General features: G+C 69.0%; 23 protein-coding genes and 1 riboswitch. Of the genes, 5 read left to right on the plus strand and 18 right to left on the minus strand.

Annotated elements, in window-relative coordinates:
- Nucleotides 1-33 precede the first annotated feature (33 nt).
- A complete protein-coding gene (gene secG / locus GYB83_RS15890) occupies nucleotides 34-270 on the plus strand; it encodes a preprotein translocase subunit SecG (protein ID WP_161896384.1) in 237 nt (78 codons plus the stop codon).
- Nucleotides 271-333: 63 nt separating this feature from the next.
- On the opposite strand, the gene GYB83_RS15895 is transcribed toward secG, so the two are convergent.
- From GYB83_RS15895 to GYB83_RS15925, 7 genes are read right to left on the minus strand one after another with little or no spacing between them, the layout of a single operon-like run.
- On the minus strand, nucleotides 334-1,023 hold the full coding sequence (locus GYB83_RS15895; protein ID WP_161896385.1) for a GNAT family N-acetyltransferase: 690 nt from the start codon (nucleotides 1,021-1,023) through the stop codon (nucleotides 334-336).
- Nucleotides 1,008-2,135, minus strand: a complete 1,128-nt coding sequence (locus GYB83_RS15900) for an LLM class flavin-dependent oxidoreductase (protein ID WP_161896386.1) — start codon at nucleotides 2,133-2,135, stop codon at nucleotides 1,008-1,010. Before GYB83_RS15900 ends, GYB83_RS15895 begins: the two co-directional genes overlap by 16 nt.
- A complete protein-coding gene (locus GYB83_RS15905; RefSeq protein ID WP_161896387.1) occupies nucleotides 2,132-3,499 on the minus strand; it encodes an NtaA/DmoA family FMN-dependent monooxygenase in 1,368 nt (455 codons plus the stop codon). The genes GYB83_RS15900 and GYB83_RS15905 overlap by 4 nt, the downstream gene beginning before the upstream one ends.
- A gap of 14 nt (nucleotides 3,500-3,513) precedes the next feature.
- A complete protein-coding gene (locus GYB83_RS15910; protein WP_161896388.1) occupies nucleotides 3,514-4,725 on the minus strand; it encodes an LLM class flavin-dependent oxidoreductase in 1,212 nt (403 codons plus the stop codon).
- Nucleotides 4,726-4,739: 14 nt separating this feature from the next.
- Entirely contained in the window at nucleotides 4,740-5,699 is a 960-nt protein-coding gene (locus tag GYB83_RS15915) for a transporter substrate-binding domain-containing protein (RefSeq protein ID WP_161896389.1), read from the minus strand.
- 38 nt (nucleotides 5,700-5,737) lie between these two features.
- Entirely contained in the window at nucleotides 5,738-6,499 is a 762-nt protein-coding gene (locus GYB83_RS15920; protein ID WP_161896390.1) for an amino acid ABC transporter ATP-binding protein, read from the minus strand.
- On the minus strand, nucleotides 6,496-7,479 hold the full coding sequence (locus GYB83_RS15925) for an amino acid ABC transporter permease (RefSeq protein WP_228461527.1): 984 nt from the start codon (nucleotides 7,477-7,479) through the stop codon (nucleotides 6,496-6,498). The genes GYB83_RS15920 and GYB83_RS15925 overlap by 4 nt, the downstream gene beginning before the upstream one ends.
- Before the next feature lie 19 nt (nucleotides 7,480-7,498).
- A riboswitch (SAM riboswitch) is annotated at nucleotides 7,499-7,615 on the minus strand.
- A 126-nt stretch (nucleotides 7,616-7,741) separates the two neighbouring features.
- Between GYB83_RS15925 and ppc the strand changes: the two genes are divergently transcribed.
- The gene (gene ppc / locus GYB83_RS15930) at nucleotides 7,742-10,585 is read left to right on the plus strand and encodes a phosphoenolpyruvate carboxylase (protein WP_161896391.1); all 2,844 of its coding nucleotides are present in this window, start codon (nucleotides 7,742-7,744) and stop codon (nucleotides 10,583-10,585) included.
- 57 nt (nucleotides 10,586-10,642) lie between these two features.
- On the opposite strand, the gene pgl is transcribed toward ppc, so the two are convergent.
- From pgl to tkt, 5 genes are read right to left on the minus strand one after another with little or no spacing between them, the layout of a single operon-like run.
- Nucleotides 10,643-11,359 carry a 6-phosphogluconolactonase gene (gene pgl, locus GYB83_RS15935; protein ID WP_161896392.1) on the minus strand — a complete coding sequence of 239 codons (717 nt, stop codon included), beginning with the start codon at nucleotides 11,357-11,359 and terminating at the stop codon, nucleotides 10,643-10,645.
- A complete protein-coding gene (locus tag GYB83_RS15940; RefSeq protein WP_161896393.1) occupies nucleotides 11,356-12,270 on the minus strand; it encodes a glucose-6-phosphate dehydrogenase assembly protein OpcA in 915 nt (304 codons plus the stop codon). The genes pgl and GYB83_RS15940 overlap by 4 nt, the downstream gene beginning before the upstream one ends.
- A gap of 25 nt (nucleotides 12,271-12,295) precedes the next feature.
- Nucleotides 12,296-13,837, minus strand: coding sequence for a glucose-6-phosphate dehydrogenase (zwf, locus tag GYB83_RS15945; RefSeq protein ID WP_161896394.1), 1,542 nt, complete (start codon nucleotides 13,835-13,837; stop codon nucleotides 12,296-12,298).
- A gap of 31 nt (nucleotides 13,838-13,868) precedes the next feature.
- A complete protein-coding gene (tal, locus tag GYB83_RS15950; protein WP_161896395.1) occupies nucleotides 13,869-14,987 on the minus strand; it encodes a transaldolase in 1,119 nt (372 codons plus the stop codon).
- An 11-nt stretch (nucleotides 14,988-14,998) separates the two neighbouring features.
- Nucleotides 14,999-17,074 (minus strand): transketolase, encoded by a 2,076-nt coding sequence (tkt, locus tag GYB83_RS15955; RefSeq protein ID WP_161896396.1) that lies wholly within the window; start codon nucleotides 17,072-17,074, stop codon nucleotides 14,999-15,001.
- 233 nt (nucleotides 17,075-17,307) lie between these two features.
- Between tkt and GYB83_RS15960 the strand changes: the two genes are divergently transcribed.
- Together GYB83_RS15960 and GYB83_RS15965 are read left to right on the plus strand one after the other, a co-directional pair.
- Complete coding sequence (locus GYB83_RS15960; RefSeq protein ID WP_228461529.1) at nucleotides 17,308-18,279, plus strand: heme o synthase; 972 nt, start codon at nucleotides 17,308-17,310, stop codon at nucleotides 18,277-18,279.
- A 22-nt stretch (nucleotides 18,280-18,301) separates the two neighbouring features.
- Nucleotides 18,302-19,555 (plus strand): hypothetical protein, encoded by a 1,254-nt coding sequence (locus tag GYB83_RS15965; RefSeq protein WP_161896397.1) that lies wholly within the window; start codon nucleotides 18,302-18,304, stop codon nucleotides 19,553-19,555.
- A 3-nt stretch (nucleotides 19,556-19,558) separates the two neighbouring features.
- Here GYB83_RS15965 and GYB83_RS15970 read toward each other — a convergent pair whose 3' ends face one another.
- Both GYB83_RS15970 and GYB83_RS15975 read right to left on the minus strand, forming a co-directional pair.
- Nucleotides 19,559-20,314 (minus strand): hypothetical protein, encoded by a 756-nt coding sequence (locus tag GYB83_RS15970; RefSeq protein ID WP_161896398.1) that lies wholly within the window; start codon nucleotides 20,312-20,314, stop codon nucleotides 19,559-19,561.
- On the minus strand, nucleotides 20,311-21,276 hold the full coding sequence (locus GYB83_RS15975) for a quinone oxidoreductase family protein (protein WP_161896399.1): 966 nt from the start codon (nucleotides 21,274-21,276) through the stop codon (nucleotides 20,311-20,313). The genes GYB83_RS15970 and GYB83_RS15975 overlap by 4 nt, the downstream gene beginning before the upstream one ends.
- Nucleotides 21,277-21,310: 34 nt before the next feature.
- On the opposite strand from GYB83_RS15975, the gene GYB83_RS15980 reads away from it, so the two are divergent.
- Nucleotides 21,311-21,673, plus strand: a complete 363-nt coding sequence (locus GYB83_RS15980; RefSeq protein ID WP_161896400.1) for a hypothetical protein — start codon at nucleotides 21,311-21,313, stop codon at nucleotides 21,671-21,673.
- A gap of 92 nt (nucleotides 21,674-21,765) precedes the next feature.
- On the opposite strand, the gene GYB83_RS15985 is transcribed toward GYB83_RS15980, so the two are convergent.
- The 4 genes from GYB83_RS15985 to mptB form a co-directional block, all read right to left on the minus strand.
- The gene (locus GYB83_RS15985; protein WP_161896401.1) at nucleotides 21,766-22,707 is read right to left on the minus strand and encodes a COX15/CtaA family protein; all 942 of its coding nucleotides are present in this window, start codon (nucleotides 22,705-22,707) and stop codon (nucleotides 21,766-21,768) included.
- The gene (locus tag GYB83_RS15990; RefSeq protein WP_161896402.1) at nucleotides 22,704-23,507 is read right to left on the minus strand and encodes an ABC transporter permease; all 804 of its coding nucleotides are present in this window, start codon (nucleotides 23,505-23,507) and stop codon (nucleotides 22,704-22,706) included. The genes GYB83_RS15985 and GYB83_RS15990 overlap by 4 nt, the downstream gene beginning before the upstream one ends.
- On the minus strand, nucleotides 23,504-24,439 hold the full coding sequence (locus tag GYB83_RS15995; RefSeq protein WP_161896403.1) for an ABC transporter ATP-binding protein: 936 nt from the start codon (nucleotides 24,437-24,439) through the stop codon (nucleotides 23,504-23,506). Before GYB83_RS15995 ends, GYB83_RS15990 begins: the two co-directional genes overlap by 4 nt.
- A gap of 87 nt (nucleotides 24,440-24,526) precedes the next feature.
- On the minus strand, nucleotides 24,527-26,299 hold the full coding sequence (gene mptB, locus GYB83_RS16000; RefSeq protein WP_161896404.1) for a polyprenol phosphomannose-dependent alpha 1,6 mannosyltransferase MptB: 1,773 nt from the start codon (nucleotides 26,297-26,299) through the stop codon (nucleotides 24,527-24,529).
- Nucleotides 26,300-26,329 lie beyond the last annotated feature (30 nt).

Genomic DNA, 26,329 nt, shown 5'->3' on the forward strand with positions numbered 1-26,329 from the left:
TACTTTTTCCTCCACTGACAGGACAGACGACTCGTGACTCTCGCGCTCAACATCGGCCTGGTCATCACCAGCCTCCTGCTGATCGTGCTCGTTCTCCTGCACCGCGCCAAGGGCGGCGGCCTCTCGTCGCTGTTCGGCGGCGGAGTGCAGTCGAGCCTGTCGGGTTCGTCGGTCGTCGAGAAGAACCTCGACCGCCTGACCGTGTTCATCGGCCTCGTGTGGGTGATCATGATCGTCGGCGTCGGTCTGAACATCAAGTTCGGCGGCTGACCGCCTCAGCAACGCACAGAGCCCGGCACATCCGATCGGATGTGCCGGGCTCTGTCGTATCCGTCAGGGGGCGACGAGGGCGGTGAAACGCACGCGGGAGCGGACGGTGAAGCCGAGATGCTCGTACAGTGCGATCGCGCCCACATTGTCCGCGGCGGCGTGCAGGAACGGGACGGAGCCGGCGTCGACGATGTTCGCCGCCACATGCCGCACGAGGGCCGACGCCAAGCCCTGACCGCGCACCGACGGGTCGGTGCAGACCGCGCTGATCTCCGTCCATCCGGGCAGACGCAGGCGTTCGCCCGCCACCGCGACGAGCTCTCCGTGGCGCCGCACGCCCAGATATGTGCCGAGTTCGATAGTCCTCGGAAGGAACGGTCCGGGCTCGGTGCGCGCCACCAGATCGAGGATCTCGGGGACGTCATCGGGGCCTAGTCGGACCGCCCGATCGTCGCGCGCCGGGACGACGCCGTCGCCGACCATCTGGACGCCCGCACCCTCGAACGCGACAGACCAGCCGTCGGGCACGTCGATGCCGTCGGGCGACCCGAACGCCACCAGCCCGCCGGAGCCGACGAGGGCCGCCAGATCGGCCCAGTCCGAGGCCGTCGGATCCGACGGGATCGCCGTGAACGGAGACACGTCCGACGGGTAGCGCAGCGCCCGACCGACCCGCTCCGCGAAACCCGCGTGCGGTCCGGTGAGCGCGGCGTAGGCGGGATTGTCGAGGACCGCCGTCACCGCCGAGCCCATTCCCGCGCCAGGAGCTCGTACGACCGGACCCGCTCCGCGTGACCGTGTGTGATGGTCGTGACGACGAGTTCGTCTGCTCCGGTCGCATCGCGCAACCGCTCCAGGTGATCGGCGACCTCGGACGGCGTGCCGACGAACCGCGTGTCGACTCGATCCGCGACCAGGGCGGCGTCGTCGGCCGTCCACGGAAGGTCGCGCGCCTGGGCCGGGGTGGGATACTCGATCGCTCCCTGAAGGGTGCGGATGCTCCGGACCCACGGGCCGTAGCCCTCGGCCAACTCGACGGCCTCGTCGTGCGTCGGCGCGACGACGACGTCGGCCGACACGCTCACGTACGGTGCGTCCAGTTCGGCCGACGCGGTGAACGCCGTGCGATACGCGTCGACGGCCTCCAGAACGGTGCCGGGGCTCACGTGATAGTTCGCGCCGAACCGCAGTCCGTTCTCGCCGGCGACGACGGCGCTCTCGCCCGCACTCGACCCGAGGATCCAGATCTGCAGGTCGGCGCCCTCCCCGGGAACGACGTGGGCCTCCTGCCCGAGCTCGTCCCGGTACGTCCCGGCGATCAATGCCAGGATGTCGCCGACCTGCTCGGTGTAGTCCTGTGCGGAGGCGCCCGGCAGCTGGAGAAGGCGCTGAATGAGGCCTATCCGCGGGCTGCCGAGAAGACTCGCGAACGAGAACGGCTCGGGGACGCGCAGGCCGTTCTCGGTGTGCCCGTCGACGACGGTTCGGGTGGTGGGCGCCGTCGACGCCAACACCTTCGGCGGCTTGCCGCCGGACCGCCCGAGCCCGAGGTCGATGCGCCCGGGGTGCAGTGCGTCGAGCAGACCGAACTCCTCCACGGTCGACAGCGCGGTCCGGTGACCGAGCTGGACGGCGGCGGTCCCGATCCGGATCGTCGACGTCGCGGCCGCCGTCAACGCCAGCACGACGGCGGGTGACGTGCCCGCGACACCCGGGTTGAGGTGATGCTCGGCGAACCAGTAACGCCGGTATCCGGCCTGCTCGGCGCGCTGCGCGAGGTCGACGGAGTTGCGCAGGGCCTGCGCTGCCGTCGAGCCGGTGGAGATCGGGACGAGGTCGAGCACGGAGAGATTCGTGGTGGTCATGATGCGGCCTCCTGCGTCGCGACGCGGTCGGGGTGAGCGAGACCGAGGTGCTCGCGGAGCGTGGAGCCCTCGTAGTCGGTGCGGTAGACGCCGCGCTCCTGGAGGATCGGGACGACGCGATCGACGAACGGAGTGAGACCTCCCGGCGTGATGTGCGGAGCCAGGATCACGCCGTCGGCCGCATCGTTCTGGACGAGTTCGTCGAGCTGGTCGGCGACGGTCTCGGGCGATCCGACGAGGCCGCCACGCGCGATCGCGGTGGCGACGGTCTCGCGTGCGGACAGTCCCTGCGCCGCGGCGATGCCACGCCACTGGTCGGCGATGCCCTTCGCGTCACGACCGAGCATCCGGACGCTCGCGCGGCCCTTGGAGACCGTCGACTCGCCCTCGACCGGATCGAACGTCGGGAACGGTCCGTCGGCGTCGAAGTCGGGGAGCGGCACGTTCCACAACTGTTCGATGAGCCTGGTCGCCGTCGCGGCGGAGAACTGTGCGAGTCGGACCTCGTGCGCGACGTCGGCGGCCTCCGCGTCGGTGTCGCCGATGATGAAGGTGACCGCGGGAAGGATCAGCAGTTCGTCGTGGCGTCGACCGTATTTGGCGAGACGACGTTTGACGTCGGCGTAGAACTTCGTGCCGTTCTCGAGGTCGCCGTGCCTGGAGAAGATGGCGTCGGCCTCGGCGGCCGCGAACTCGCGCCCCGCGTCGGAGTCGCCCGCCTGGAAGATCACCGGACGGCCCTGCGGAGACCGGGGGACGTTGAAGCGGCCCTCGATGTCGAAGAAGCGGTCCCGGTACGAGTACGCTCCGGCGTCGCCCCTGGTGAGGAACTCGTCGGACGCGTCGTCGGTCAGGTCGTCGTCGTTCCACGAGTCCCACAGGGTGGTGGCGGCGGAGAGGAACGATTCGGCACGCGCGTACCTGTCCGATTCGGCGAGGAACCCGCCGCGGCGGAAGTTCTCGCCGGTGAACTCGTCCCAGCTGGTGACGACGTTCCAGGCGGCTCGTCCCGCCGACAGATGGTCGAGGGATGCGAACTGACGGGCGACCTCGTACGGTTCGTTGAACGTCGAGTTGATGGTGCCGGCCAGTCCGAGACGGTCGGTGACCGCGGCGAGGGCGGCGAGGATGGTGAAGGTGTCGGGCCGTCCGACCACGTCGAGGTCGTAGATCTCGCCGTTCTGCTCGCGCAGTCGTAGGCCTTCGGCGAGGAACAGGAAGTCGAACTTGCCCCGCTCGGCCTCCTGCGCGAAGGTTCGGAAGCTGTCGAACTCGATGTGGCTGCCCGCCGCCGGATCGCTCCAGACGGTGGTGTTGTTGACGCCGGGGAAATGGGCGGCGATGTGGATCTGTTTGCGTGACATGGGGATTCCTCCTGTCAGGATGATGCGAGCGCGTAGCGGTTCGCCGGCCGGGCCAGGCCGAGCAGTGCGCGCAGCGTTGTGCGTTCGGGGTACTCGGTGCGGAACACGCCGCGACGCTGGAGTTCGGGGACGAGGTCGTTGGCGATGCGCTCGAGGTCGACGGGTGCGACCGCGGGTCGGAGCCGGAACCCGGTGAGCCCGGCCTCGCGTCGCTCGACGAGGAGATCCGCGAGCCCCGCCGCGGTGCCGACGTAGATCTGTGCGTCGCTGCGCAGCGGACTCCCGGCCAGTTCGTCGAGTCGCGCGAGACGATCACGGGCGTCCTGGTCGGTGTCGCCGAGGACGATGACGAGATCGGCGAACACGTGGACCGTCTCGCCGGATCGACCGGCGGCGGACGCCGCGTCGACGATCGCTGTGACGATGCGGGCGGCCTCCTCCGTCGAGTGCGGCGTCACGAGGCCGACGTCGGCGGACGTCCCGATCAGCTCGTAGCCGCGCCGTCGGTGGGCGAGTGCGAGCACCGGCGGCTGGCCCTGCGGGGGACGCGGCGTGATCGACGGGCCCTTCACCGAGAACCGGGAGCCCTCGAAGTCGACGTAGTGCACCTTGTGCCGGTCGATGAATCGCCCGGTCGGGACGTCGCGGATCTCGGCGTCGTCCTCCCAGCTGTCCCACAGGCGACGGACCGCCTCGACGTAGTCGGCCGCCTCGTCGAACAGGTCGGCCTCCAGCGGCGACGTCTCGTCGGAGTCGACCGCGTTGGGGTCGATCCCCAGGGGAGCGAGTTCGCGGCGTCCCACGTTGGTGTTGACGTGCGGCTGCGCCGCGACCTGCACCCGCAGACCCGCCCGGCCCGTGCTCACGTAGTCGACGGTGGCGACGGCCTTCGACAGGTGGAACGGTTCGGTATGCGTGGTGACGGCGGTCGGGATGACGCCCAGACCCACGGTGGCCGGGGCGACACGTGCGGCGATCTCGACGGCGTCGAGTCGTCCGCGCACCCGGTCGGTCCGCGAGTCAGGGACGAACGGATCGTCCGACTGGACGGTCAACGAGTCCTCGATGGTGACGAAGTCGAGAAGTCCGCGTTCGGCCGTGCGGACCAGGTCGAGCCAGTAGTCGGCGCCGAACAGGTCGGCTGGTCGGAGGTTCGCCGCACGCCACGCGGCCGGGTGCCAGCCGGCTCCGTCGAGGGCGACCGCGAGGTGAAGTGTCGATGACATGGTGTCGTCTCCTGTCAGAAGGTGCTGGCCGGGTTGAGCTCGGACTTCGCCACGGCGTTGCCGGGGACGTTCCACTTGGCGAAGATCTTGGCGTAGTCGCCGGTGGAGATGAGCTTGTTGACGGCGTCGACGAGCGCGGGAGCTATCGGCGATCCCTTCGCGGTGACGAATCCGACGGGCGACTTGTAGATCTCGCCCAGGTAGCGGGTGCCGGGGATCCGCGACTCCGCGTACTGCAGCGAGAGCGACGGGCCGAAGTACAGGTCGAGCTTGCCGTTCTGCAGGCCGAGCGTGATGGGTCCCGAATCGGTGAAGTACTGGACTTGCCAGTCGGGCTTGCCGAGCGCGGCGCACACGCCCGCGTTCTGCTCGAGCAGGGTCTGGAACGACGAGCCGGGCGCGGTGCCGATCCGGTAGCCGCACGCGTCGCCGATCTGCGTGAACTTGTCCTGCGTGACCTTCTTCGTGCCGAGGAAGCCCTGTCCGTCCGTGACGAAGGTGGCGAAGTCGACGACCTTCTCGCGGTCGCGCGTCACGCTGAAGTTGGCCTGTCCCACCTGGTAGCGGCCGTTCTGCACGCCGGGGAGGATGCTCGGGAAGGTGCCGTACTGGTAGTCGGCCTTCACGCCGAGGACGCGGGCGACGGCGTCGGTCAGGTCGCGGTGCAGGCCGACCGGTTCACCGTCGACCTCACCACCGAGCGGCAGATTCGCGAGGCCGGGGGTCTTGATGGTGCCGATAGTGAGCGTGCCGGACGAGGTCACGTCCGCGGGGAGCTTGGCTGCGATCGCATCGTCCTTCGCGATGTGCGAGACGACGTCCTGCGTCGGCACGGCGGGCGCGGTGCCGCCGTTGTCGGTGCTCGGGTCGGCCGATGATCCGCAGGCTGTGAGGGTGAGCGCGGCGGCGGTGAGCAGTGCCGCTGTGACGGCAGTGAAACGGACCGTGCGACCGCGAGTACGCGATGTGGGCATGGTGGAGCCTTTCGGGAGAGTCGAGACGGGGAGTGGATCTACAGGACGGCGGACACGAACGATCGCGTCCGCTCGTTGGCGGGGGAGTCCAAGACCTGGTCGGGCGGCCCGGATTCGACGACTCGACCGTCTTCGAGGAAGACGACGGTGTCGGCGACCTCACGGGCGAATCCGAGCTCGTGGGTGACGATCAGCATCGTCATGCCGTCGGCCGCGAGGTCGCGGATGACGGCCAGCACATCGCCGACGAGTTCGGGGTCGAGTGCGCTCGTCGGTTCGTCGAAGAGGATCAGGGTCGGGCGTTGGGCCAGCGCCCTGGCGATCGCGACCCGCTGCTGCTGGCCGCCGGACAACTGGCGGGGATACGAGTTCTCACGCCTGGCGAGGCCGACGCGTTCGAGGAGTTCGGACGCGTGTCGCAGCGCTTGCTTGCGGGGCACGCCCGCCGCGACCGGGCCCTCGATGATGTTCTGTGCGACGGTGCGGTGACCGAACAGGTTGAACTGCTGGAACACCATGCCGATGTGCTCGCGCTGGGCGGCGATCTCGCGGGACGACCGTTCGCGGAGTCGGCCGCCGACGAGGCGGTAGCCGATGATCTCGCCGTTCACCTCGACGAACCCGGCGTCGGGCTTCTCGATGTGGTTGACGGTCCGCAGCAGTGTCGACTTGCCTGATCCGGACGGACCGAGGAGGACGGTGACCTCGCCCTCGTTCACGTCGAGGTCGACCCCGCGGAGCGCCGGATGGGCGCCGAAGCTCTTGGTGAGTCCACGGACTCGGACCAGCGGGGCGCTCATGCCCGACTCGAATCGGCGTGACGGCCGATGCGGCCGAACAGCGGGAGATTGTCGCGGAAGACCTGTGCGAACGACGACGGTGGTCGCCTGCGGCGGCCCTTCGTGTAGTGCCGTTCGACGAAGTACTGGCCGATCGACAGGATCGTGGTCAGGATGATGTACCAGACCGTCGCGACGAGCAGAAGCGGGATCACGAGGTAGTTCTGCTGGTAGATGAGCTGCGTCGAGTAGAGGAGGTCCTCGACGGCGATCACGCTGACGATCGACGTCGCCTTCAGCAGTCCGATCAGCAGGTTGCCCGTCGACGGGATGATCGCGGGCATCGCCTGCGGCAGCACGATGCGCCAGAAGATCCGCGCCCGGGTCAGGCCCACCGACGCCGCGGCCTCGGTCTGCCCCTCGTCGACGGACAGGAGTCCGCCGCGGACGATCTCCGCGGAGAATGCGGCGACGTCCAAGGTGAGTGCGATGAACGCCGCGACCACACCGGTGATCAGAGTCGCGGTGTCGAACGTGACGAAGCTCGGACCGAACGGGACGCCGAGCGACAGCTGCGGGAACAACGACGCGAGCTGGAACCAGAACAACAGCTGCACCAGCGGCGGAACGGAACGGATGAGCCACACGTAGCCGAAGCTGATCGATGACAGGATCGGACTCGACGAGAGCCGCATCGCGGCGAGCACAACGCCGAAGGCGAATCCGACGACCATCGTCGCACCGGTGAGCCACAGCGTGAGCCAGAGGCCCCGGAGCACCGACGAACTGGTGAAGTAGTCGCCGACGACGTCCCATTGGAATCGTTCGTTGGTGACGAGCGTGTGGACGAGCATCGCCGTGAGCACGAGGACGACGCCGGTGCCGACCCATTGCCACGGGTGGCGCGCCGGGAGGACCTTCGCGGCGAGGAGTTCGTCGTCGCCGGGCCGGTGCACGGTCCCGGCGGGGACGGGTGGAGACGGGGATAAGACAGCAGTCACTGCAGGAGTCCTTCATCAGAGTTCGCGCTTACCGTGGCGCGGGAGACGCACGGTCGGGTTCTCACCTGGAGCACCCCGCCGACGAGTGGAGGGTTGCCGGCCAGCAAGCCAGGGCTTGTCGCTGACGCTCGTAACCGGCACTGACGTTATTCGTCGACGGGTGCGATCGCCGAGAGTCTGGCTCACGCTGAGCCGAAAGCGCCTGAGCGGTCTAGTGATTCGACGGCCTGTGCGGATGGCACGACGCGCGTAGCGTGGGGACATGACGCCCAGCCGAACCCCGGAGTCCGACACCGTCAGGCGAGCGATCGCCACGCCGATGGTCGAGCGGATAACGCTCGACGACACCGGCCGGGCGGCCACCGAACCGTTGCGCGACGACATCCGGTTCCTCGGCGGTCTGCTCGGCGACGTCATTTCGGCTCAAGCGGGCGACGAGGTGTTCGAGCTGGTCGAGGGCTCACGGACGGACGCATTCGGCATCCGCTATCGAGATGTGACCCGCGACGATCTGGCGGCGCGCTACACCGGGCGCGACGTCGCGCAGTTGATGCCGGTGATCCGCGCGTTCACCAATTTCGCGCTGCTCGCCAACCTCGCGGAGGACCTCCACCGCGAGCGGCGCCGCCGGGTGCACATGCTCGCGGGCGACGAGCCGCAGGCGTCGTCGTTCGCGGCGACCGTGGCGCGTCTCGTCGCCGCGGGTCTCGACGACTCGCAGGTCCACGACGCGCTCGCGGACGCCTCGGTGATCCCGGTCATCACCGCGCATCCGACGGAGACGCGTCGCCGGAGCGTCTTCGACGCGCAGAACCGGATCAACGAACTGATGCGGGTCAGGGGCCGTACGGAACTGACCGCGACCGAGGACGCGGCGATCACGCGGGAGATCGCCAGGCACGTGCTCATGCTGTGGCAGACGGCGTTGATCCGGATGAGGAAGCTGACCATCAGCGACGAGATCACGACCGGACTCCGGTACTACGGTGCGTCCTTCTTCGATGTGATCCCTTCGCTGAACAACGATGTGCGGACCGCGTTGCGGGACGCGTTCCCCGGCGCCGATCTCGACCCGTCGATCATCACGATGGGGTCATGGATCGGCGGCGACCGCGACGGCAACCCGTTCGTGACCGGCGACGTCGTCACCGAGGCCACGTCGGCGGCCGCGGCCACGGTGATGCGGCGGTACCTCGACGAGCTGACCGCCCTGCATCAGGAGTTGAGCATGTCGGTGCGCCTGATCAGCGGCGTGACCGACGAGCTGGCGGCTCTCGGGACCGGATTCGCCCCGGAGACTCCGGACGAGGTGGACGACGAGCCGTTCCGGTCGGCGGTCGGCGCGGTCCGCGCGAGGGTCGTGGCTCGCGCGACGGTCACCCTGGGCGATGACGCGATCGCCCCTGCGGATCGGGAGGTCGCCGCCGCGGTGGAACCGTATGCGGACGCCGACGAGTTCCTCGCGGACCTCGACGTGATCGACGCCGCGCTGCGCGGAGTGTCGGACGCCGCTGTCGCCGACGACCGGCTGGCCGCGTTGCGGGAGTCGGTCCGTGCGTTCGGGTTCCACCTGTCCGGACTGGACATGCGTCAGAACTCCGACACCCACGAGGAGGTCGTCGGCGAACTCTTGCGGTGGGCGGGCGTCTGCGACGACTACTCGGCTCTCGACGAGGCCGGGCGCGTGGAGGTGCTGTCCGCCGAGCTGACCTCGAGGCGACCGCTGACCAGCCCCGACGCGCAGTTGAGCGAGTTGGCGTCGAAGGAGCTCGGGGTGGTGCACGCCGCGGCGGCCGCCGTGGAGCGCTTCGGTCCCAAGGCGGTGCCCGTCTACATCATCAGCATGTGTCAGTCGGTGTCGGACATGTTCGAGGCGCTGATCCTCTTGAAGGAGGCCGGACTCTACGATGCCGGCGACGCCGCGCCGTCGTGCAGCGTGCGGGTGGTTCCGCTCTTCGAGACCATCGAGGACCTGCAGGCGGGCGCGGGGATCCTGACCGAGGCCCTCGGTGTCCGGTTCTATCGGGACCTCGTCACCGCCCAGGGCGGCCTGCACGAGGTGATGCTCGGATACTCGGACTCCAACAAGGACGGCGGATACTTCGCCGCCAACTGGGCGCTCTACCGCGGCGAACTCGATCTGGTCGACGCGGCCCGGGCGGCCGGTGTCCGACTGCGCCTGTTCCACGGTCGTGGCGGCACCGTCGGTCGAGGCGGCGGCCCGAGCTACGACGCGATCCTGGCTCAGCCGCCCGGCGCCGTCCAGGGATCCCTGCGACTGACCGAGCAGGGCGAGATCATCGCCGCAAAGTACGCCGAGCCGGTGCGTGCCCGCCGCAACCTGGAGTCGCTGGTCGCGGCGACGGTCGAGTCGTCGCTGCTGGACGTCGAAGGACTCGGAGCGGACTCCGCCGCCGCATACGAGGTGTTCGACGAGATCGCGGCGTCGGCGCGGTCCGCCTACTCCCGCCTCGTCCACGACACCCCGGGGTTCGTCGAGTACTTCACCGCGTCGACGCCCCTGTCGGAGATCGGGGCGTTGAACATCGGCAGTCGTCCCACGTCGCGGAAGCAGACGACCGCGATCTCCGACCTGCGCGCCATCCCGTGGGTGCTGTCATGGACGCAGTGCCGTGTGATGCTGCCGGGCTGGTACGGGACCGGCACCGCGTTCGCCGAATGGATCGGCGACCGTCCCGAGCGTCTGGCGCTGCTGAACGACTACTACCGGCGGTGGCCGTTCTTCCGGTCCGTCATGTCGAACATGGCACAGGTCCTCGCCAAGAGCGACATGGGCCTCGCGCACCGATACGCCCAGCTCGTGCCCGATGTCGAACTCCGCGACCGCGTGTTCGCGATGATCGTCGACGAGCATGAACGAACGATCGCGATGTGCACGGCCATCACCGGCACCGACGATCTCCTGGCCGACAACGACGCCCTCAAACGGTCCGTCGTCAACCGGTTCCCGTACCTCGAACCGCTGAATCTCCTACAGATCGAACTGCTCGCCCGTTTCCGGGCCGGCGACGATTCCCCGCAGATCCGCCGCGCCATCCAACTCACCATGAACGGTCTCGCCACCGCTCTCCGCAACAGCGGCTAGGTGCGGGGTTTCGGCTCGACGCCTCGGCTAGTGTCGGCTCGACCATCGTGGGTCGAGTCAGAGGGCGGAGGCCGCCGCCCGGTCGAGGAACCAGACGGTCGCGGTCGTGCCGCGGGCGCCCGCGCACGGCCAGTCGGCACGGTCGGCCCCGTTGTGGGCCGCGGCGACGGCCTCGGCCTTCTCTTCGCCGGACACCAGGAACCACACCTCGCGTGAGGCGTTGATCACCGGGAACGTCAGTGTGATGCGGGCGGGCGGCGGTTTGGGGGAGTCGGTCACCGCAACCACGGGTGCGGTGGACTCCGCCGTCGCCGCGGTGTGCGGGAACAACGAGTTGACGTGTCCCTCGCCGCCCATGCCGAGCAGGTGAACGTCGAACACGGTGTCGGAGCCGATCAGCCTGCCGTACGCGGCGGCCGCGGCGTCGATGTCGTGGCCGAACTCTCCGTCGGACGGCGCCATCACGTGAATTCGCGCCGGATCGACGGGGACGTGATTCAGCAGCGCGTCGAACGCCTGACCCGAGTTCCGTTCGGGGTGAGCCGACGGGACGAATCGATCGTCGCCCCAATAGATCTCGACGTTCGACCAGTCGACGTCCCCGGAGTCCTCGGCGAGCGCCCTCAGCAGGGCGATGCCGTTGCTGCCTCCGGTCAGGGCCACCGATGCGACCCCGCGGGCGGCCTGGGCTGCGGTGACGACGTCGACGAACCGGGCGCGCGCGGTCGCGACCAGCTCGGCGGATGAGTCGAACACCAGGGTCTCGGGGGTCACAGCGTCTCCTCTTCGTCTACTGCGGGCAGCCCGTGCAGGGCCGCTTCGTACACTTCGTCGGCGTCGAGGCTGCGGAGCTCCTCGGCGAGGCATTCGGCCGTGGTGCGCCGGGAGAACGCGGCGCGCCCGTCAGGATGGCCGGTGCTGCGGAGCACGCCTCCACCGTCCTCGTCGACCGACACTTCGAGCGCGCCGTCCTCCCGGACGAGGCGCACGCCGAGACGGCCCGGCCTCCGGGTGACCCGCGTCTTGAGCGCGTGCGCCAGCCACCCCGCGAAGATGTCGAGGCCCGGCATGTCCTGCGGGCCGTACACCTCGGCCGAGACGACTGCCGTGTGCGGCGGACGGTCGAGCGCGGACACGAGCATCGCACGCCACGGGGTGATCGCCGACCACGACAGATCGGTGTCGCCCGGGTGATACCCGGCCCTGCGCTTGGCGAGGAACGCCCGCGGGTCCGGAGACTGCCTGGCGTCGGTGATGCGCCTCGACGCGAGTCTTCCCAGCCGGTCCTTCGACGGCTGGTCGGGCGCACGGCCCGGCCACCACGTGACGACCGGGGTGTCCGGCAGCAGGAAGGGCATGACGACGGCGTGCGGGTGCTCGGCGAGCGGCCCGGACAGCGTCAGGAGCACGACCTCGGACGCGCCGGCATCGCCGCCGACGCGGATCTGCGCGTCCAGCCTGGCGTCGGCGTCGCGATCGCCCCGGCACACGACGATCACTCGGCACGGGTGCTCGCGGCTGGCGGCGTTCGACGCGGAGACCGCCTCCTCGGTGCCCGCGCTCGCATCGACGTCGATGATCAACGTCAGGACTCGCCCGAGCGTGACGGCTCCGCCGCTGCTGCGCATGCGGACCAGCTTCTTGCTGATCTCGGTGGTGTCGGTGTCCGGCAGGTCGACGATCATCGGTCACCCCTCGTCTGCTCGGCGGTCATGGTCGCCGCCACGCCCGGCCGGTGCGGCTCATCATCTCGTCGGCGGCGACGGGTCCCCACGTACCGGACTCGTACTCGTCCGGCGAGCCGGATTCGGCCCACTCGGAGAGCACCGGGTCGAGGATCTCCCAACTCAGCTCCACCTCTTCGTTCACCGGGAACAGGGACGGTTCGCCGAGCAGCACGTCGAGCAGGAGACGTTCGTACGCTTCGGGCGACGAGACGGTGAACGCCCCGCCGTAGCTGAAGTCCATGTTGACGTCGCGGACCTCCATGCTGCTGCCCGGCACCTTGGAGCCGAACCGGAGGGTGACGCCCTCATCGGGCTGCACGCGGATGACCAGGGCGTTCTGGCCGAGCTCGGCGGTCATCGTGTCGTCGAACGGCAGGTGGGGCGCCCGCTTGAAGACGAGGGCGATCTCGGTGACGCGGCGGCCGAGCCGCTTGCCGGTGCGCAGGTAGAAGGGGACGCCCGCCCACCGTCGGGTGTCGACCTCGACGGCGATCGCCGCGAACGTCTCGGTGGTGGAGTCGGCGGCGAAACCGTCCTCATCCTTGAGTCCGACGACGGGTTCGGACCCCTGCCATCCCGCGCCGTACTGGCCGCGCGCCGAGTTCTCGGAGATCGGCATGATGTTGCGGGTCGACTGCAGTACCTTGATCTTCTCGGTCTGCAGGTGGCGGGGCGAGAACGAGACCGGCTCCTCCATCGCGACCAGCGCGAGCAACTGGAGGAGGTGATTCTGAATCACGTCGCGCGCCGCACCGATGCCGTCGTAGTAGCCGGCCCGACCGCCGAGGCCGATGTCCTCGGCCATCGTGATCTGGACGTGGTCGACGTAGTGCGAGCTCCACAGCGGATCGAACAGTTGATTCGCGAAGCGCAGGGCCAGGATGTTCTGGACCGTCTCCTTGCCCAGGTAGTGGTCGATGCGGAACACCGACTCCTCGGGGAACACGCTGTTGACGAGTTCGTTCAGCTCCACCGCGGAGTCGTGATCGTGCCCGAACGGCTTCTCGATGACCACGCGGCGCCAACTGTCCCCGGACGCCTGCGCCATGCCCGTACGGCGGAGCTGACTCAGGACGACGGGGAACGCCTTCGGCGGGATCGACAGGTAGTAGGCGTGGTTCCCGTCGGTGCCGCGGGTCTCGTCGAGTTCGGCGAGAGTCCGCTGCAGTTCGGCGAACGCGTCGTCGTCCTCGAACGACCCGGCGACGAACCGGATGCCCTCGGCCAGGCGATCCCACACCTCGTCACGGAAGCCGGTGCGGCAATTGGCCTGCACCGCGTCCTTCACCAAGGTCGTGAAGTCGGTGTCGGCCCAGTCACGGCGCGCGAAACCGACGAGCGCGAAGCTCGGCGGGAGCAGTCCGCGGTTCGCGAGGTCGTAGATCGCGGGCATCAGCTTGCGGCGGGCGAGGTCGCCCGTCACTCCGAAGATGACCAGCGCCGACGGCCCCGCGATCCGCGGCAGGCGACGGTCGTGCGGATCCCTCAGGGGATTTGTCCACTCGGGTTCGGCCGCACGCGCCATACTCGCCCTTTCGCCTGCCGTTGTCGCTCTGCTAGCGGGCCGCGGCGAGCTGCGCCGCGGTGGCGGTCAGCAGTTCGTCCCAGGCCTGCTCGAACTTCTCGACGCCCTCGGTCTCCAGGACGTCGAACACGTCGTCGAGGTCGACGCCCGCGGCGCGCAGCGCGTCGAACACCGCGCGTGAGGCGCCCTCCTGCCCGACGATCGACTCGGTGTTCACCCAGCCGTGATCGGCGTACGCGTCGAGCGTCTTGCCGGGCACCGTGTTGACAGTGTTCGGAGCGACGAGTTCGCTCACGTACAGGGTGTCGGGGTAGTCGGCGTTCTTGGTGCCGGTCGACGCCCACAGCGCGCGCTGGGGGAGAGCCCCGTGCGCCTGGAGGTCGGGGAACCGGGTCTCCTTCTCGAAGACCTCCTGGTAGGCGGCGTACGCCAGCCGCGCGTTGGCGAGTCCGGCCTTGCCCCGCAGGTCGAGTGCTTCCGGGGTGCCGATAGCGTTCAGGCGGTTGTCGATCTCCGAATCGACACGCGAGACGAAGAACGACGCGACCGACGCGATCTTCGCCGCGTCGTGACCGCCTCGCAGCGCGCGGTCCAGGCCGTCGAGGTAGGCGTCCATCACCTCGCGGTAACGCTCGACGGAGAAGATGAGCGTCACGTTCACGCTGATGCCCTGGGCGATCACGTCGGCGATCGCCGGAACGCCCGCCTTGGTGGCGGGGATCTTGATCAACAGGTTGGGTCGGTCGACGAGATTCCACAGTTCGACGGCCTGCTCGACGGTCTCGGCGGTCTTGTGCGCGAGGCGCGGATCGACCTCGATGGACACGCGGCCGTCGAGACCGTCGGTCGCTTCGAAGACGGGCGCGAACACGTCGCACGCGTTGCGGACGTCGTCGGTGGTGATCGCGGTGATCGTCGCGTCGACGTCCGAGCCGGCCTTGGCGAGTTCGGCGATCTGGTCGGCGTACGCGCCGCCGCCCGACGAGATGGCGTTCTGGAAGATAGCCGGGTTGGTCGTCACACCGACGATCGAGCGGGTGTCGATCTGCTCCTGCAGTCCGCCCGATGCGATGAGTGTGCGCGACAGGTCGTCCAGCCACACCGAGACACCTGCCTCGGAGAGCGCGGCGAGGTTGGGGTTCTGCGTCATCGGATCGGTCCTCACTTTCCCAGCAGGCCGCGAGCGGCGTCGGCGACGGCGTCGGCGGTGACGCCGAACTCTTCGTACAGCTTCTGGTACGGCGCCGATGCGCCGTAGTGCTCGATCGACACGATCGCGCCGCCCGCGACGACCGCGTGCCACGGCATCGCGATGCCGGCCTCGACGGCGACGCGCGGGACGCCGGTCGGCAGTACCGACTCGCGGTAGTCGGCGTCCTGCTCGTCGAACCACTCGATCGACGGCATCGACACGACGCGGGCCTTGACGCCGTCGGCGGCGAGGGCCTGCGCGGCCTGGACCGCGAGGGTCACCTCGGAGCCGGTGCCGATGAGCACGACGTCGGGCGCGCCGTCGGTGTCGACGGGGACGTAGCCGCCCTTGGCGACACCCTCGTACGACGTGCCGGCCAGAACGGGGACGTTCTGGCGGGTCAGCGCCAGACCGACCGGACGGTTCCGACGGGTCAACAGGTGACGCCACGCGTGGGCGGTCTCGTTGGCGTCGGCGGGGCGGACGACGTCGAGGTTCGGGATCGCGCGCAGCGCGGCGAGGTGTTCGATCGGCTGATGCGTCGGACCGTCCTCGCCGAGGCCGATCGAGTCGTGCGTCCACACGTAGATCGGGTCGATCTCCATGAGCGCCGCGAGACGGACCGCGGGCCGCATGTAGTCGGCGAACTGCAGGAACGTTCCGCCGTAGGCGCGGGTCGGGCCGTGCAGGACGATGCCGGACAGGATCGAGCCCATCGCGTGCTCGCGGATGCCGAAGTGCAGGGTGCGGCCGTACGGCTGCGCCGACCAGGTCGACGTCGAGATCGACTCGGGGCCGAACGACGGCTCACCCGGCATGGTGGTGTTGTTCGAGCCCGCGAGGTCGGCCGAGCCGCCCCACAGTTCCGGCAGGACCGGTGCCAGCGCGGCGAGCACCTTGCCCGACGCCGATCGGGTCGCGACGTCCTTGTCGCCCGCCTCCCAGGTGGGAAGGACGTCGGTCCAGCCCTCGGGGAGTTCGTGGGCGTACAGGCGGTCGAACAGAGCCTTGCGCTCCGGGTTGGCCGCGGCCCAGGCGTCGAAGCCCTTCTGCCACTGTGCGCGGGAGGCCGCGGCGCGTCCGACGAGACCGCGCGTGTGCTTGATGACGTCGTCAGCCACGTCGAAGCTCTTCGACGGGTCGAAGCCGACGGCCTCCTTGGTCGCGGCGACCTCGTCGGCGCCGAGAGCGCTGCCGTGCGACGCACCGGTGTTCATCTTGGTCGGCGCCGGGAACGCGATGATGGTCCGGACGCGGATGATCGACGGCTTGTCGGTCACGGCCTTCGCGGCCTCGACCGCCGCTTCGAGAGCCGCGACGTCCTCGCCGCCCTCGACGGTCTGCACATGCCAGCCGTACGCCTCGTACCGCATGGCGACGTCTTCGGTGAGGGCGATCTGCGTGTCGTCCTCGATGGAGATGCGGTTGTCGTCGTAGAAGACGATCAGGTTGCCGAGCTGCTGGGTGCCCGCGAGGGACGACGCCTCCGAGGTGACGCCCTCTTCGATGTCGCCGTCGGAGGCGATGACGTAGACGTAGTGGTCGAACGGGCTCTCGCCCGCGGGGGTCTCGGGATCGAACAGCCCGCGCTCGCGGCGGGCGGCCATCGCCATGCCGACCGACGATGCGAGGCCCTGGCCGAGCGGGCCGGTGGTGATCTCGACGCCCGCGGTGTGGCGGAACTCGGGGTGACCCGGCGTCAGCGAACCCCACGTGCGGAGTGCGATCAGGTCGTCGAGTTCGAGGCCGAAGCCGCCGAGGTACAGCTGGATGTACTGGGTGAGGCTCGAATGACCGCACGACAGGACGAAACGGTCACGGCCGACCCACGCCGGGTCGGCCGGGTCGTGACGCATGACCCGCTGGTACAGGGTGTAGGCGAGGGGCGCGAGGCTCATCGCGGTGCCGGGGTGGCCGCTGCCGCAGTTCTGCACGGCGTCGGCCGCGAGGATGCGAGCCGTGTCGACGGCCTTGGTGTCCACGTCGGTCCAGTCGGCGGGGTGAACCGGTCGGGTCAGTGCGCGAATCTCGTCGGTGATGGCCACGATCGTGGAGTCTCCTGTGCGTCGATGCTTCACGTCCCAGCGGGACGATTCTCGTCGTCCAGCCTAGCGGGGAGCCGGACGTGTGCGCGCAACACCACTGCTGACGGACATGTGGCGATGATCGCACCCCCGCGCGCCCGATTCTGTCCGTGATGATCGTCCGGTCTACCATCGCTTGTAGTAGAGGTCGGCGGCAGACGCGACCGGTGTGGTCGCGACGTGAGGAGCAATTGGTGAGGACGCGGGAGAAGTCCGGTGTCGACGTGACTCCGACCACGGGGCCCGGACGCATCAGAGCGACGATCCTCGCGTACATCGCGTTGACCAAGCCGCGAGTGATCGAGTTGCTCCTGGTCTCGACGATCCCGGTGATGCTGCAGGCGCAGCGCGGACACGTCGACATCCGGCTGATCCTCGTGACGGTCGTCGGCGGGTGGCTCGGCGCGGCCAGCGCCAACAGCCTGAACATGGTGGTCGACGCCGACATCGACCAGAAGATGAAGCGGACGCAGAAGCGGCCCCTCGCCCGGAAGGCCGTCCCGATCCGGAACGTGCTGATCTTCGGCATCGTCCTGGCGCTCGCATCGTTCGCGGTGCTGTACTTCGGCACGGCGGACTCCGACGGGAACCGGTCGTTCCTGCCGTCGATCCTGGTCTGGATCACGATCGCGTTCTACGTGTTCGTCTACACCATGATCCTCAAGCGTCGGACCTGGCAGAACGTGATCTGGGGCGGGGCCGCGGGCTGCATGCCCGCGCTCGTCGGCTGGGCCGCGGTGACCCACTCGCTGAGCTGGCAGCCGTTCGTGCTGTTCCTGGTGGTGTTCTTCTGGACGCCGCCGCACACGTGGGCGCTCGCCATGCGGTATCGCGAGGACTACCGCGCCGCGGGAGTCCCGATGCTCCCGGTGATCGCCTCCGACGAGAAGGTCACCTTCCAGATGCTGGTGTACACGGTCCTGACCGTGATCACATCGCTGTTCCTCATCCCGCCGTCGAGTTGGATCTATCTCGCCGTCGCCGTCGCATCCGGAGCCTGGTTCACCTGGTGGGTGGCGAAGCTGTACGTCCAGACGCGCGCGGGCGTCGAGCTGAAGCCGTTGAAGATCTTCCTCGTCTCCAACGAGTACCTCGCGCTGCTCTTCTGCGGCCTGGCGGTCGACGCGGTGATCGACCTGCCGACCATCTCCAGCTACGTCTCGTAGGCCCGGCCACTACACTTGGTTGGTGAGCATGCCCACCCCGAAGCCACCGGTCGCGATCGGTGCGGCCGCGGTCGTGTCCCTGGTGGCGTTCTCGGTCGCCGCGTTGGCCGACAGCGTCCTGATCAGCACGCTCGCCGTGGTCGTCGGCGCAGGTCTGGTGGTGTGGCTCGTGCGGTCCGCGAGCGCGCAGTCGGCCGGAGCCGGATCGCTCGCGGTCTTCGGAGTCCCCGTCCTGATGCTCGGCATCGGGACGACCGTCGTCGCCGCGGTGAGCGACGGCGTGGACACGACGACGTCGTGGAACGCGGGCTCCGACGAGACGACAGCGGCAGTGCAGGTGATCGACGACCCGGACGGACTGCTGGCGAAGGTGCTCGACCGTGCGGACACGATCGCGCCCCACGGCTCTGAGTCGATACTGTCGATCACCTTCCGCGACCAGTACACCGACCTCGACGTCCTCGATCAGCGCAGCGGCATGAGCGTCGGATCGTCGTACCGGGACGGCGAGTGGGATGACCGGCAGCCCCAGGCCGAGCACACCCCGGTCACCTTCAGTCGTGCCGAGCTCACCGGATTCGACCTGGCCGCGGTGCAGACGAAGGCGGAGGCCGCCGTCCACACGCTGGGACTGGACGCGATGGACAGCCACCCCGCGGACGGCCTGCGGATCTCCCGCCAGTTCCGGCAGGACCGGATGCTCGTCGCCGATTTCACGGTCGCCATGTCGAATCACGTCGAGGTCGACATGAGCGGACGAGTCGCCGACACTCTCGACGCGGGATCGTTCGACACGATGCTCGCGTCGGCGAAGCGCGCGATGGCCGCGAACGGGATCGACCCGGCCCGACGCAATGTCGGAGAACTGCAGTTCAAGTCGCTCGACGAGACGTCGAGCAGCATCAGTGCGACGACGGTGCAGAGCAGCGGCGGAGTCGCGATCGACTTCGACGCCGGACCCAAGCGGTCCGTGGTGTTGGTGCCCGGGCAGTTCGCCGAAGTGGAGGCGGCGAAGACGTGGATGGCCGTCGATGAGGACACGTTCGCACTCCAGTCCGTGACGCAGAGTGTGCTCGACGGGATTCGTGTCGATGCGATGAGGCGGTTCAACGTCGCGGCCTACAACAAGCCGAGGGTCGGTGTGCGGATCGGGCACGCGCCCGGCGCCGACGACGGTGAAGGCGCGACGATCACGATCCGGATCGGACCGTCGTCGCTCGACGCCGCGGCCGTCTACTCGATGACGGGCGAGTACTTGCGCGACGGGACGTGGTGACGCTCAGGCCTCGATGGCGAGCTGGACTCGGGTCGCGAGTTCTTCGCTGATCTTCGGCGCAGGCGCCACGACGCCGCGGTCGGTGAGGCGGTCGACCGTCGTGATGACCTGGCCGAGATAGGACGCGCGTTCGCGCCCGGCGGTGCCGTCGGCGTGACGCAGCAGTTTCAGGGCACGGCGGCAGTCGCGGGCGTCGTCGGCTCCGAGCTGGTCGGTGCCGGTGCTACGGGCGAACCTGTCGGCTTTGGTCCAGGCGCTGCGCAGGATGTCTATCGAGTCGATGTAGTCCGTGGCGTCCGACTCGTCGGCGGGGAACTCGTCGGTCCGGAGGCCGCCCGCCATGTCGAGGGCGTCGTGGAAGTCCATCACGGGCTGCGCGCTCAGATCCCACAGCGCCGGGTACTGCAGCAGCATGGCCGGGTCGAGTTCGTACGCGCCGTAGGCGCTCAGCACGTTGTCGTGATGCTTGCACGCCGTCTGCCAGCGATTGCGCAGCGAAGCCTCGGGTCGTGGCGTGGGCGCGGGGCGAGGCGCGGTGAACGTGTCGCGCCGTCGTTCGTGGTCGTTCTTCATCTGCGCCGCGGCGACCGCCGAGTCGTCGAGTCTCGGCAGCGCCACCGCGATCAGCAGCAGTCCGAGCAGCAGCGCGTAACAGACGATCTGGCCCGCGGGTGGAAACGGTCGGACGAACGTGACCAGGGCAAGTCCGGCGACGGCCGCGACGGCCAGGGCGGCCTTCTTCGGGGGGATGCCGCTCACGGGATCAGGGCCGTCGCGCCGGTCGTCGTGCGGGACTCGAGGGCGCGGTGGGCTGCGGCGGCGTCGGCCAGCGCGAACCGCTGACCGACGTCGACGTGGAGCGTCCCGTCGGCGATCGCGGCGAAGAACTCACCCGCACGCCACGCGAACTCGGTCGGGTCGGAGATGAAGTGCTGGAGCGACGGCCGGGTCACCGACAGGGAGCCGCCCCGGTTGAGACGCTGGAGGTCGAAGGCTGGTACGGGACCGCTTGCCGCACCGAAGAGCACGACGGTTCCGCGGACGGCCGTCGCATCGAGCGATGCGTCGAATGTGGATGCGCCCACGCCGTCGTACACCACGGACGCGCCACGACCGTCGGTAAGTTCCCGCACGCGGTCGGCGATCGGATCGTCGTACCGCAGGACGTGGGCCGCACCGGCGTTGCGGGACAGTTTGGCCTTCTCGTCGGACGAGACGGTGGTGATCACGGTGATTCCGCGGGCCGCCGCCCATTCGGTGAGGATCAGGCCCACACCACCAGCACCCGCGTGAACGAGGACGGTGTCGCTGGGGGTCGGATCGGCGCTGCCGTCGAGAAGGTAGTGCGCGGTGAGACCGCGCAGGAGCGCGGATCCCGCGACGTCGAACGGCACCGCGTCCAGGACGTGCAGAGCGTCGGCGGCGGGCACGGCCACCTGCTCCGCGTACGACGACACGACGTCACACCAGGCGACACGGTCGCCGACCGTGAATCCGCTGACGTTCGATCCGACGGCGCAGACGACCCCGGACCCCTCGAAACCCGGGATGTACGGCGGTTCGGAGGGATACAGACCCTCTCTCAGATACGTGTCGATGAAGTTGACGCCGACCGCCGCGACGTCGACGAGGAGATCGTCGGGTCCGGCAGACGGGGAAGGGACGTCGACACTCGTCAGGACGTCGGGACCGCCGTGACGGGTCACACGGATCGCGCGCATGGATCCATTTTGGCACGCCGGTACAATCTCTCGTATGAGTGATGATTCCGCAGTGGCGACGACCGTGACCGCACCGGCCGACGTGGTCGGTTCCATCCGAAAGTTCGTCGCCGCCGAGGGCGGCTCGGCCAAGGCTGTCCTTCAAGCCGCGGGCGACGCGGGCGTTCGGATCACGCTGGTCGGCGGTTCGAACGGCGTGCTCGGCGACCGCGTGGTGGCCGATATGGCGACCGCCGAAGCCGTGCTCGACGCCGTCGACGGCCTGGAGAAGGCTGAGTGGGATCGCGAGCTCACGTCGACCGCCGCGGTCCGCCCCGCGCACTGGCGCAAGATGGCAGGCTGGGTTGCCGGCCAGAAGCGCTTCCCGAAGCCGCGCAACCGCAAGATCCTCGACTGACGCCGCAGCCGTAGACAAACGCTCCGTTCAACGACAGACGCTCCCCTCGCGAGGGGAGCGTCTGTCGTTGAACGGAGCGAATGACGTTGGTGTCAGAACGTCTTCGCCGTCGGCTCCGTGGTGCGGGTCGCGGACACCAGCAGGTACGTCGCGCCGACCATGAGGAGGGCGCTGCCGAACATGTGCAGCACGACCATCCACTCGGGCAGCCCCGCGGCGTACTGGATGTAGCCGATAAGCCCCTGCAGGACGATGACGCCGCCGAAGGTGATCGCGGCGCGCCGCGACGGGAGCCGCGCGATGACGGTCAGCAGGATCAGTCCGATCGAGATGCCGACGAGTGTCCACACCGCGTCGACGTGCAACTGCGTGGACTGCGTGGGCTCGAGACCGTTGCGATGCGAGTTCTCGTCACCGGAATGGGGGCCCGAACCGGTCACGACCGTCCCCAGGTAGACGGTCACCCAGGTCAGCGCGTACACGACCCAGGACGCCGCGACCGCGAGCCGCGTGACGACCGGAGGAGCATCCGACGCCGTGTCGTGTTCGCGGGCCGGGTTCGTGTGGAACACGAGCCAGGTGGCGAGCGAGATGATCAGCATCGTCGCCAGGAAGTGGAACGACACGACCCACGGATTGAGGTCGGTGAGCACGGTGACGCCGCCGACCACCGCTTGAAGCGGGACGCCCAACGCCACGCCCGTCGCCAATCGGCGGGCGAGCCGATCCATCGGCCGGTAGCGCATCGCGGCGACCCACGCGCCCACCGCCACCACGACCAGCACCCACGTGAGCATCCGGTTGCCGAACTCGATGACGCCGTGGATGCCCATCGCGGCGTGCGGGGTGATGGAGCCGGCTGTGCACTGCGGCCACGTCGGACATCCGAGGCCCGAGTCGGTGACGCGGACCGCGCCGCCGGTCACCACGAGCAGGATGTTGGCGGCCAGGTTGGCGAGCGCCCATCGGTACAGGAACCGCCGGGAGGGGGCGCGGAATCCCGCCCACGAATCCGTGATCGACTGCATGCTCATTGGAACCGGAACCACCTCACCGCGAGGGCGCCGCCGACGACGGACCACGCCGCCAGCACGCCGATGCCGAACAGATCGACCGATGACCCGAGGGCCTGTGTCAGCGCGTCGGTCAGCGCGCCGGACGGGGTGCAGCGCGCGGCCCAGCGGACGGCCGACGGCACATGTTCGTCGAAGACCACCAGGCTCGACACACCGAGCAGGACGAACCAGATCAGATTGCCGAGGGCGAGCACGATCTCGGCCTTCAACGTTCCGCCGAGGAGCAGCCCGAGGACTGCGAACGCCACCGTGCCGAGCGCGATGACGACGGCGCCGAGGGCCAGACCCGCGACGCTCGGGCGCCACCCGAACGCCATGCCGATGCCGCCGATGATCACCGACTGCAGGATCACGACGATCGCCACGGCCGCGGACTTGCCCGCGATGATCCCCCATCTCGGGATGGGTGTGGCACCGAGGCGTTTCAGCGCGCCGTACCGACGGTCGAAGCCGACGGCGATGGCCTGTCCGGTGAACGCTGTCGACATGATCGCGACGGCGAGGATCGCGGGGACGAAGGTCGTCGCTCGGGCCGCGGGAGTGCCGCCCGAGCCGGTGTCGATCGGCAGGATCGACAGGCCGATCAGCATCGTGATCGGGATGAACATCGTCAGCAGGAGTTGTTCGCCGTTGCGCAGCAGAAGAGTCAGCTCCATGCGCGTCTGGGCCGCGAGCATGCGTACCAGGGGAGCGGGCTTGGGCGCCGGGGCGAACGTGCCCTCGGGGAACCGGTTGGGCACGGCTGTCGATTCGGTCATGCGCGCACCTCGCGGCCGGTCAGTTCCAGGAACACGTCCTGCAGGGAGTTGGTGTCGACGGCCAACCCGGTGATCAGCACATCGTGGACCGCACACCACGCGGCGACAGCCGCGACCGTCTGCGGGGTGATGTCACCGGACACCAGCGTCTCGCCCGTGGGTGTCCGACTGCAGGTGTACCCGTCGGGGAGCCCGGCTTCGAGGGCCTCCGGGTCGACGTCGTCGGCGGTGAGCCGGAGCTGTCCTTCGGCGTCGCGTCGGACGAGGTCGGCCGGTGTTCCGGATGCGACGACGCGACCCCGGTCGACGATGACGATGTGATCGGCGAGTTCTTCGGCCTCGTCGAGGTGATGTGTGGTCAACAGCACCGACACGCCGTCGGACTTCAGCCGAGAGATCAACTCCCACACCATGATCCGTGCGTGTGCGTCCATTCCCGCCGTCGGCTCGTCCAGGAAGACCAGTTCGGGTCGTCCGACGAGCGCACACGCGAGGGATAACCGTTGCTGTTGGCCTCCGGACAGTCGACGGAACGGGGTGGACGCCACATCCGTGATGCCGAGCACGTCCATCAACCAGGTCGGATCGAGGGGATCGGAGCTGTACGACGCGCACAGTCGCAGCATCTCGCCTGCCTTGGCTCCGGGGTACGCGCCGCCACCCTGCAGCATGACGCCGATCCGGGCTCGCAGGGCGTCGTTGTCGATCACCGGATCGAGCCCGAGAACGCGGACGCTGCCGGCGTCGGGTGATGTGAAGCCCTCGCAGATCTCGACGGTCGTCGTCTTGCCCGCGCCGTTGGGCCCGAGGAGTGCGAGCACTTCACCGGTCCGCAGTTCGAGGTCCAAGCCGTCGACGGCGACCAGGTCGTCGAAGCGCTTCACCAGTCCGCTGATGCTCAATGCGATGGGGGCGACTGACGATTCGGGCACGCATTCACCCTAGGCGAGTACCGGTCGGAACCGGGTGTCGGGTGCGGCCGACGCGGCGTGTGTCACATCCGCGTCTGCCCCGGGATCTCAGGACGCCCGCGCGCGTCTGCGGCGGGTGATCCACACCCGGATCGGACTGTCGATGAAGAACGCGGTGGCGGTGACCGCCATCATCAGGATGCCCGTCCCCAAGCCCTGGGCGACGGTCAACGGCGGAGTGTCCGAACTCGTCGGCATCACGACGACCGACATGATCGCCGAGATCACCACGGTGCCGACGCGGAACCAGCGGGTGGTGGCCCACGCGGCGAGCGGGATGATCGCCCACAGCAGGTACCAGGCCTGCACGAACGGGAAGAACACCACGAACGTCGCCATGGCGATGCCGAGACCGCCGAGGGCGTGGACCCGTCCCGCGAGGCAGGCCAGGAGCCAGCGGACGACGAACGCTCCCGCGATCACCTGGCCGACGGGGCGTGCGATGTCGAGCATCGCCTGCGTCTGCTCGCCGAGGCCGAGCCACAGTCCGATGCGGCCGGACACCACGCCGAGGAGCGTCGGCATCGACATCCACGACCGGACGATGCCGCCGGTCGACAGGGTCCCCGTCCACCCGAATCCGAGACCCGTCGCGGTGCCGATCCCGCCGATGACGACCGCCGACACCGCCAACAGCAGGGCCGCGGACTTGGTGAGGGCGACGAGCGACGTCTTCGATCTCGACCACCACCGCGACATCGGCGCGTGCCGCAACGCGGGGAGGGTCGCGCCCCACCGTCTGGCGAGCGCGATGCCGATGAATCCGAGTGCCAGCATGGACGCGACCTTGATCATCGCCGAGGCAGCGATCAGCGCGGCCCCGGCGATCAGGATCCAACCGGCGCGCGAGGGCAGGGGCCCGCCGTCGCGCCTGAGGGCGGCCGATCCCTCGATGGCACGGAAGCACCACTCCATGCCGACGAGCATCATGCCGAGCATCAGGGACTCGTTGTGAATGCCTCCGACCAGGTGCAGCACGAGGAGCGGGTTCAGGGCGCCGATCCACAGTGCGGCCACCGTCGAGACCCCGCAGCGTCGCGCCAGGCGGGGCAGGGCCCACACGATCATGGCGACGCCGCCGAGCGCGATCAGGCGGTGCAGCAGGACGGCGGCCATGATGTTGTCGCCGGTCAGCGCGGTGACGTGTTCGCCGATCCACAGGAACAGCGGACCGTACGGTGCGGGGGTGTCCTTCCACAGGTTCGGCACCGACAGCGTGAGCGGATGGTCGACGCCGAGCCCGCGCATGGGGCTGTACGTGTACGGGTCCATGCCCTTGTAGGCGATCGCGCTCTGAGCCAGGTACGAGTACACGTCCTTGCTGAGCAGGGGAGGCGCGACGAGAAGTGGCGTGATCCACATCAGGAGCGTCGTGTCGGCCTGCCGTCGCGACATCCGGCGGGCCGGGCTCCGGCCCTCGGTGACCTCGACGGAGAACCGTCCTATCGCGTAGCGGCCGAGCAGCAGCCAGGCGACCACGAGGATCATCATGCCGCCGATCGACATGGTGAGCGCCGTCGAGTACATGCGTGAGGGCAGCGACAGGATGCGGGTTCCGACGATCGGATTCTGCAGCACCGGCAGCATTCCGGTCCCGAGTGATCCGATGAGGATCAGCACGGCTCCCGTGGTCCCGAACAGTTGGATGCGGCGCAGTCGGCGATTCTCGAAGGCGTTGAGCGGGCCGACCTCGGTCTCGTCGTCGTGCATGCGCGCGACCCGGGAGCCGTAGTCGCCGGTGTCGTCGACGGACCGCTCGACGGGCGGCTTCGCGAGGCCGACGTAGTCCAGGCCGCGGCGCAACAGGGAGACTTCCGGCACAGAACGACTCTAGATGATCCTCTCCCGATG

The sequence above is a fragment of the Gordonia spumicola genome, assembly GCF_009932475.1.
GTDB classification, from domain to species: Bacteria; Actinomycetota; Actinomycetes; order Mycobacteriales; family Mycobacteriaceae; genus Gordonia; species Gordonia spumicola.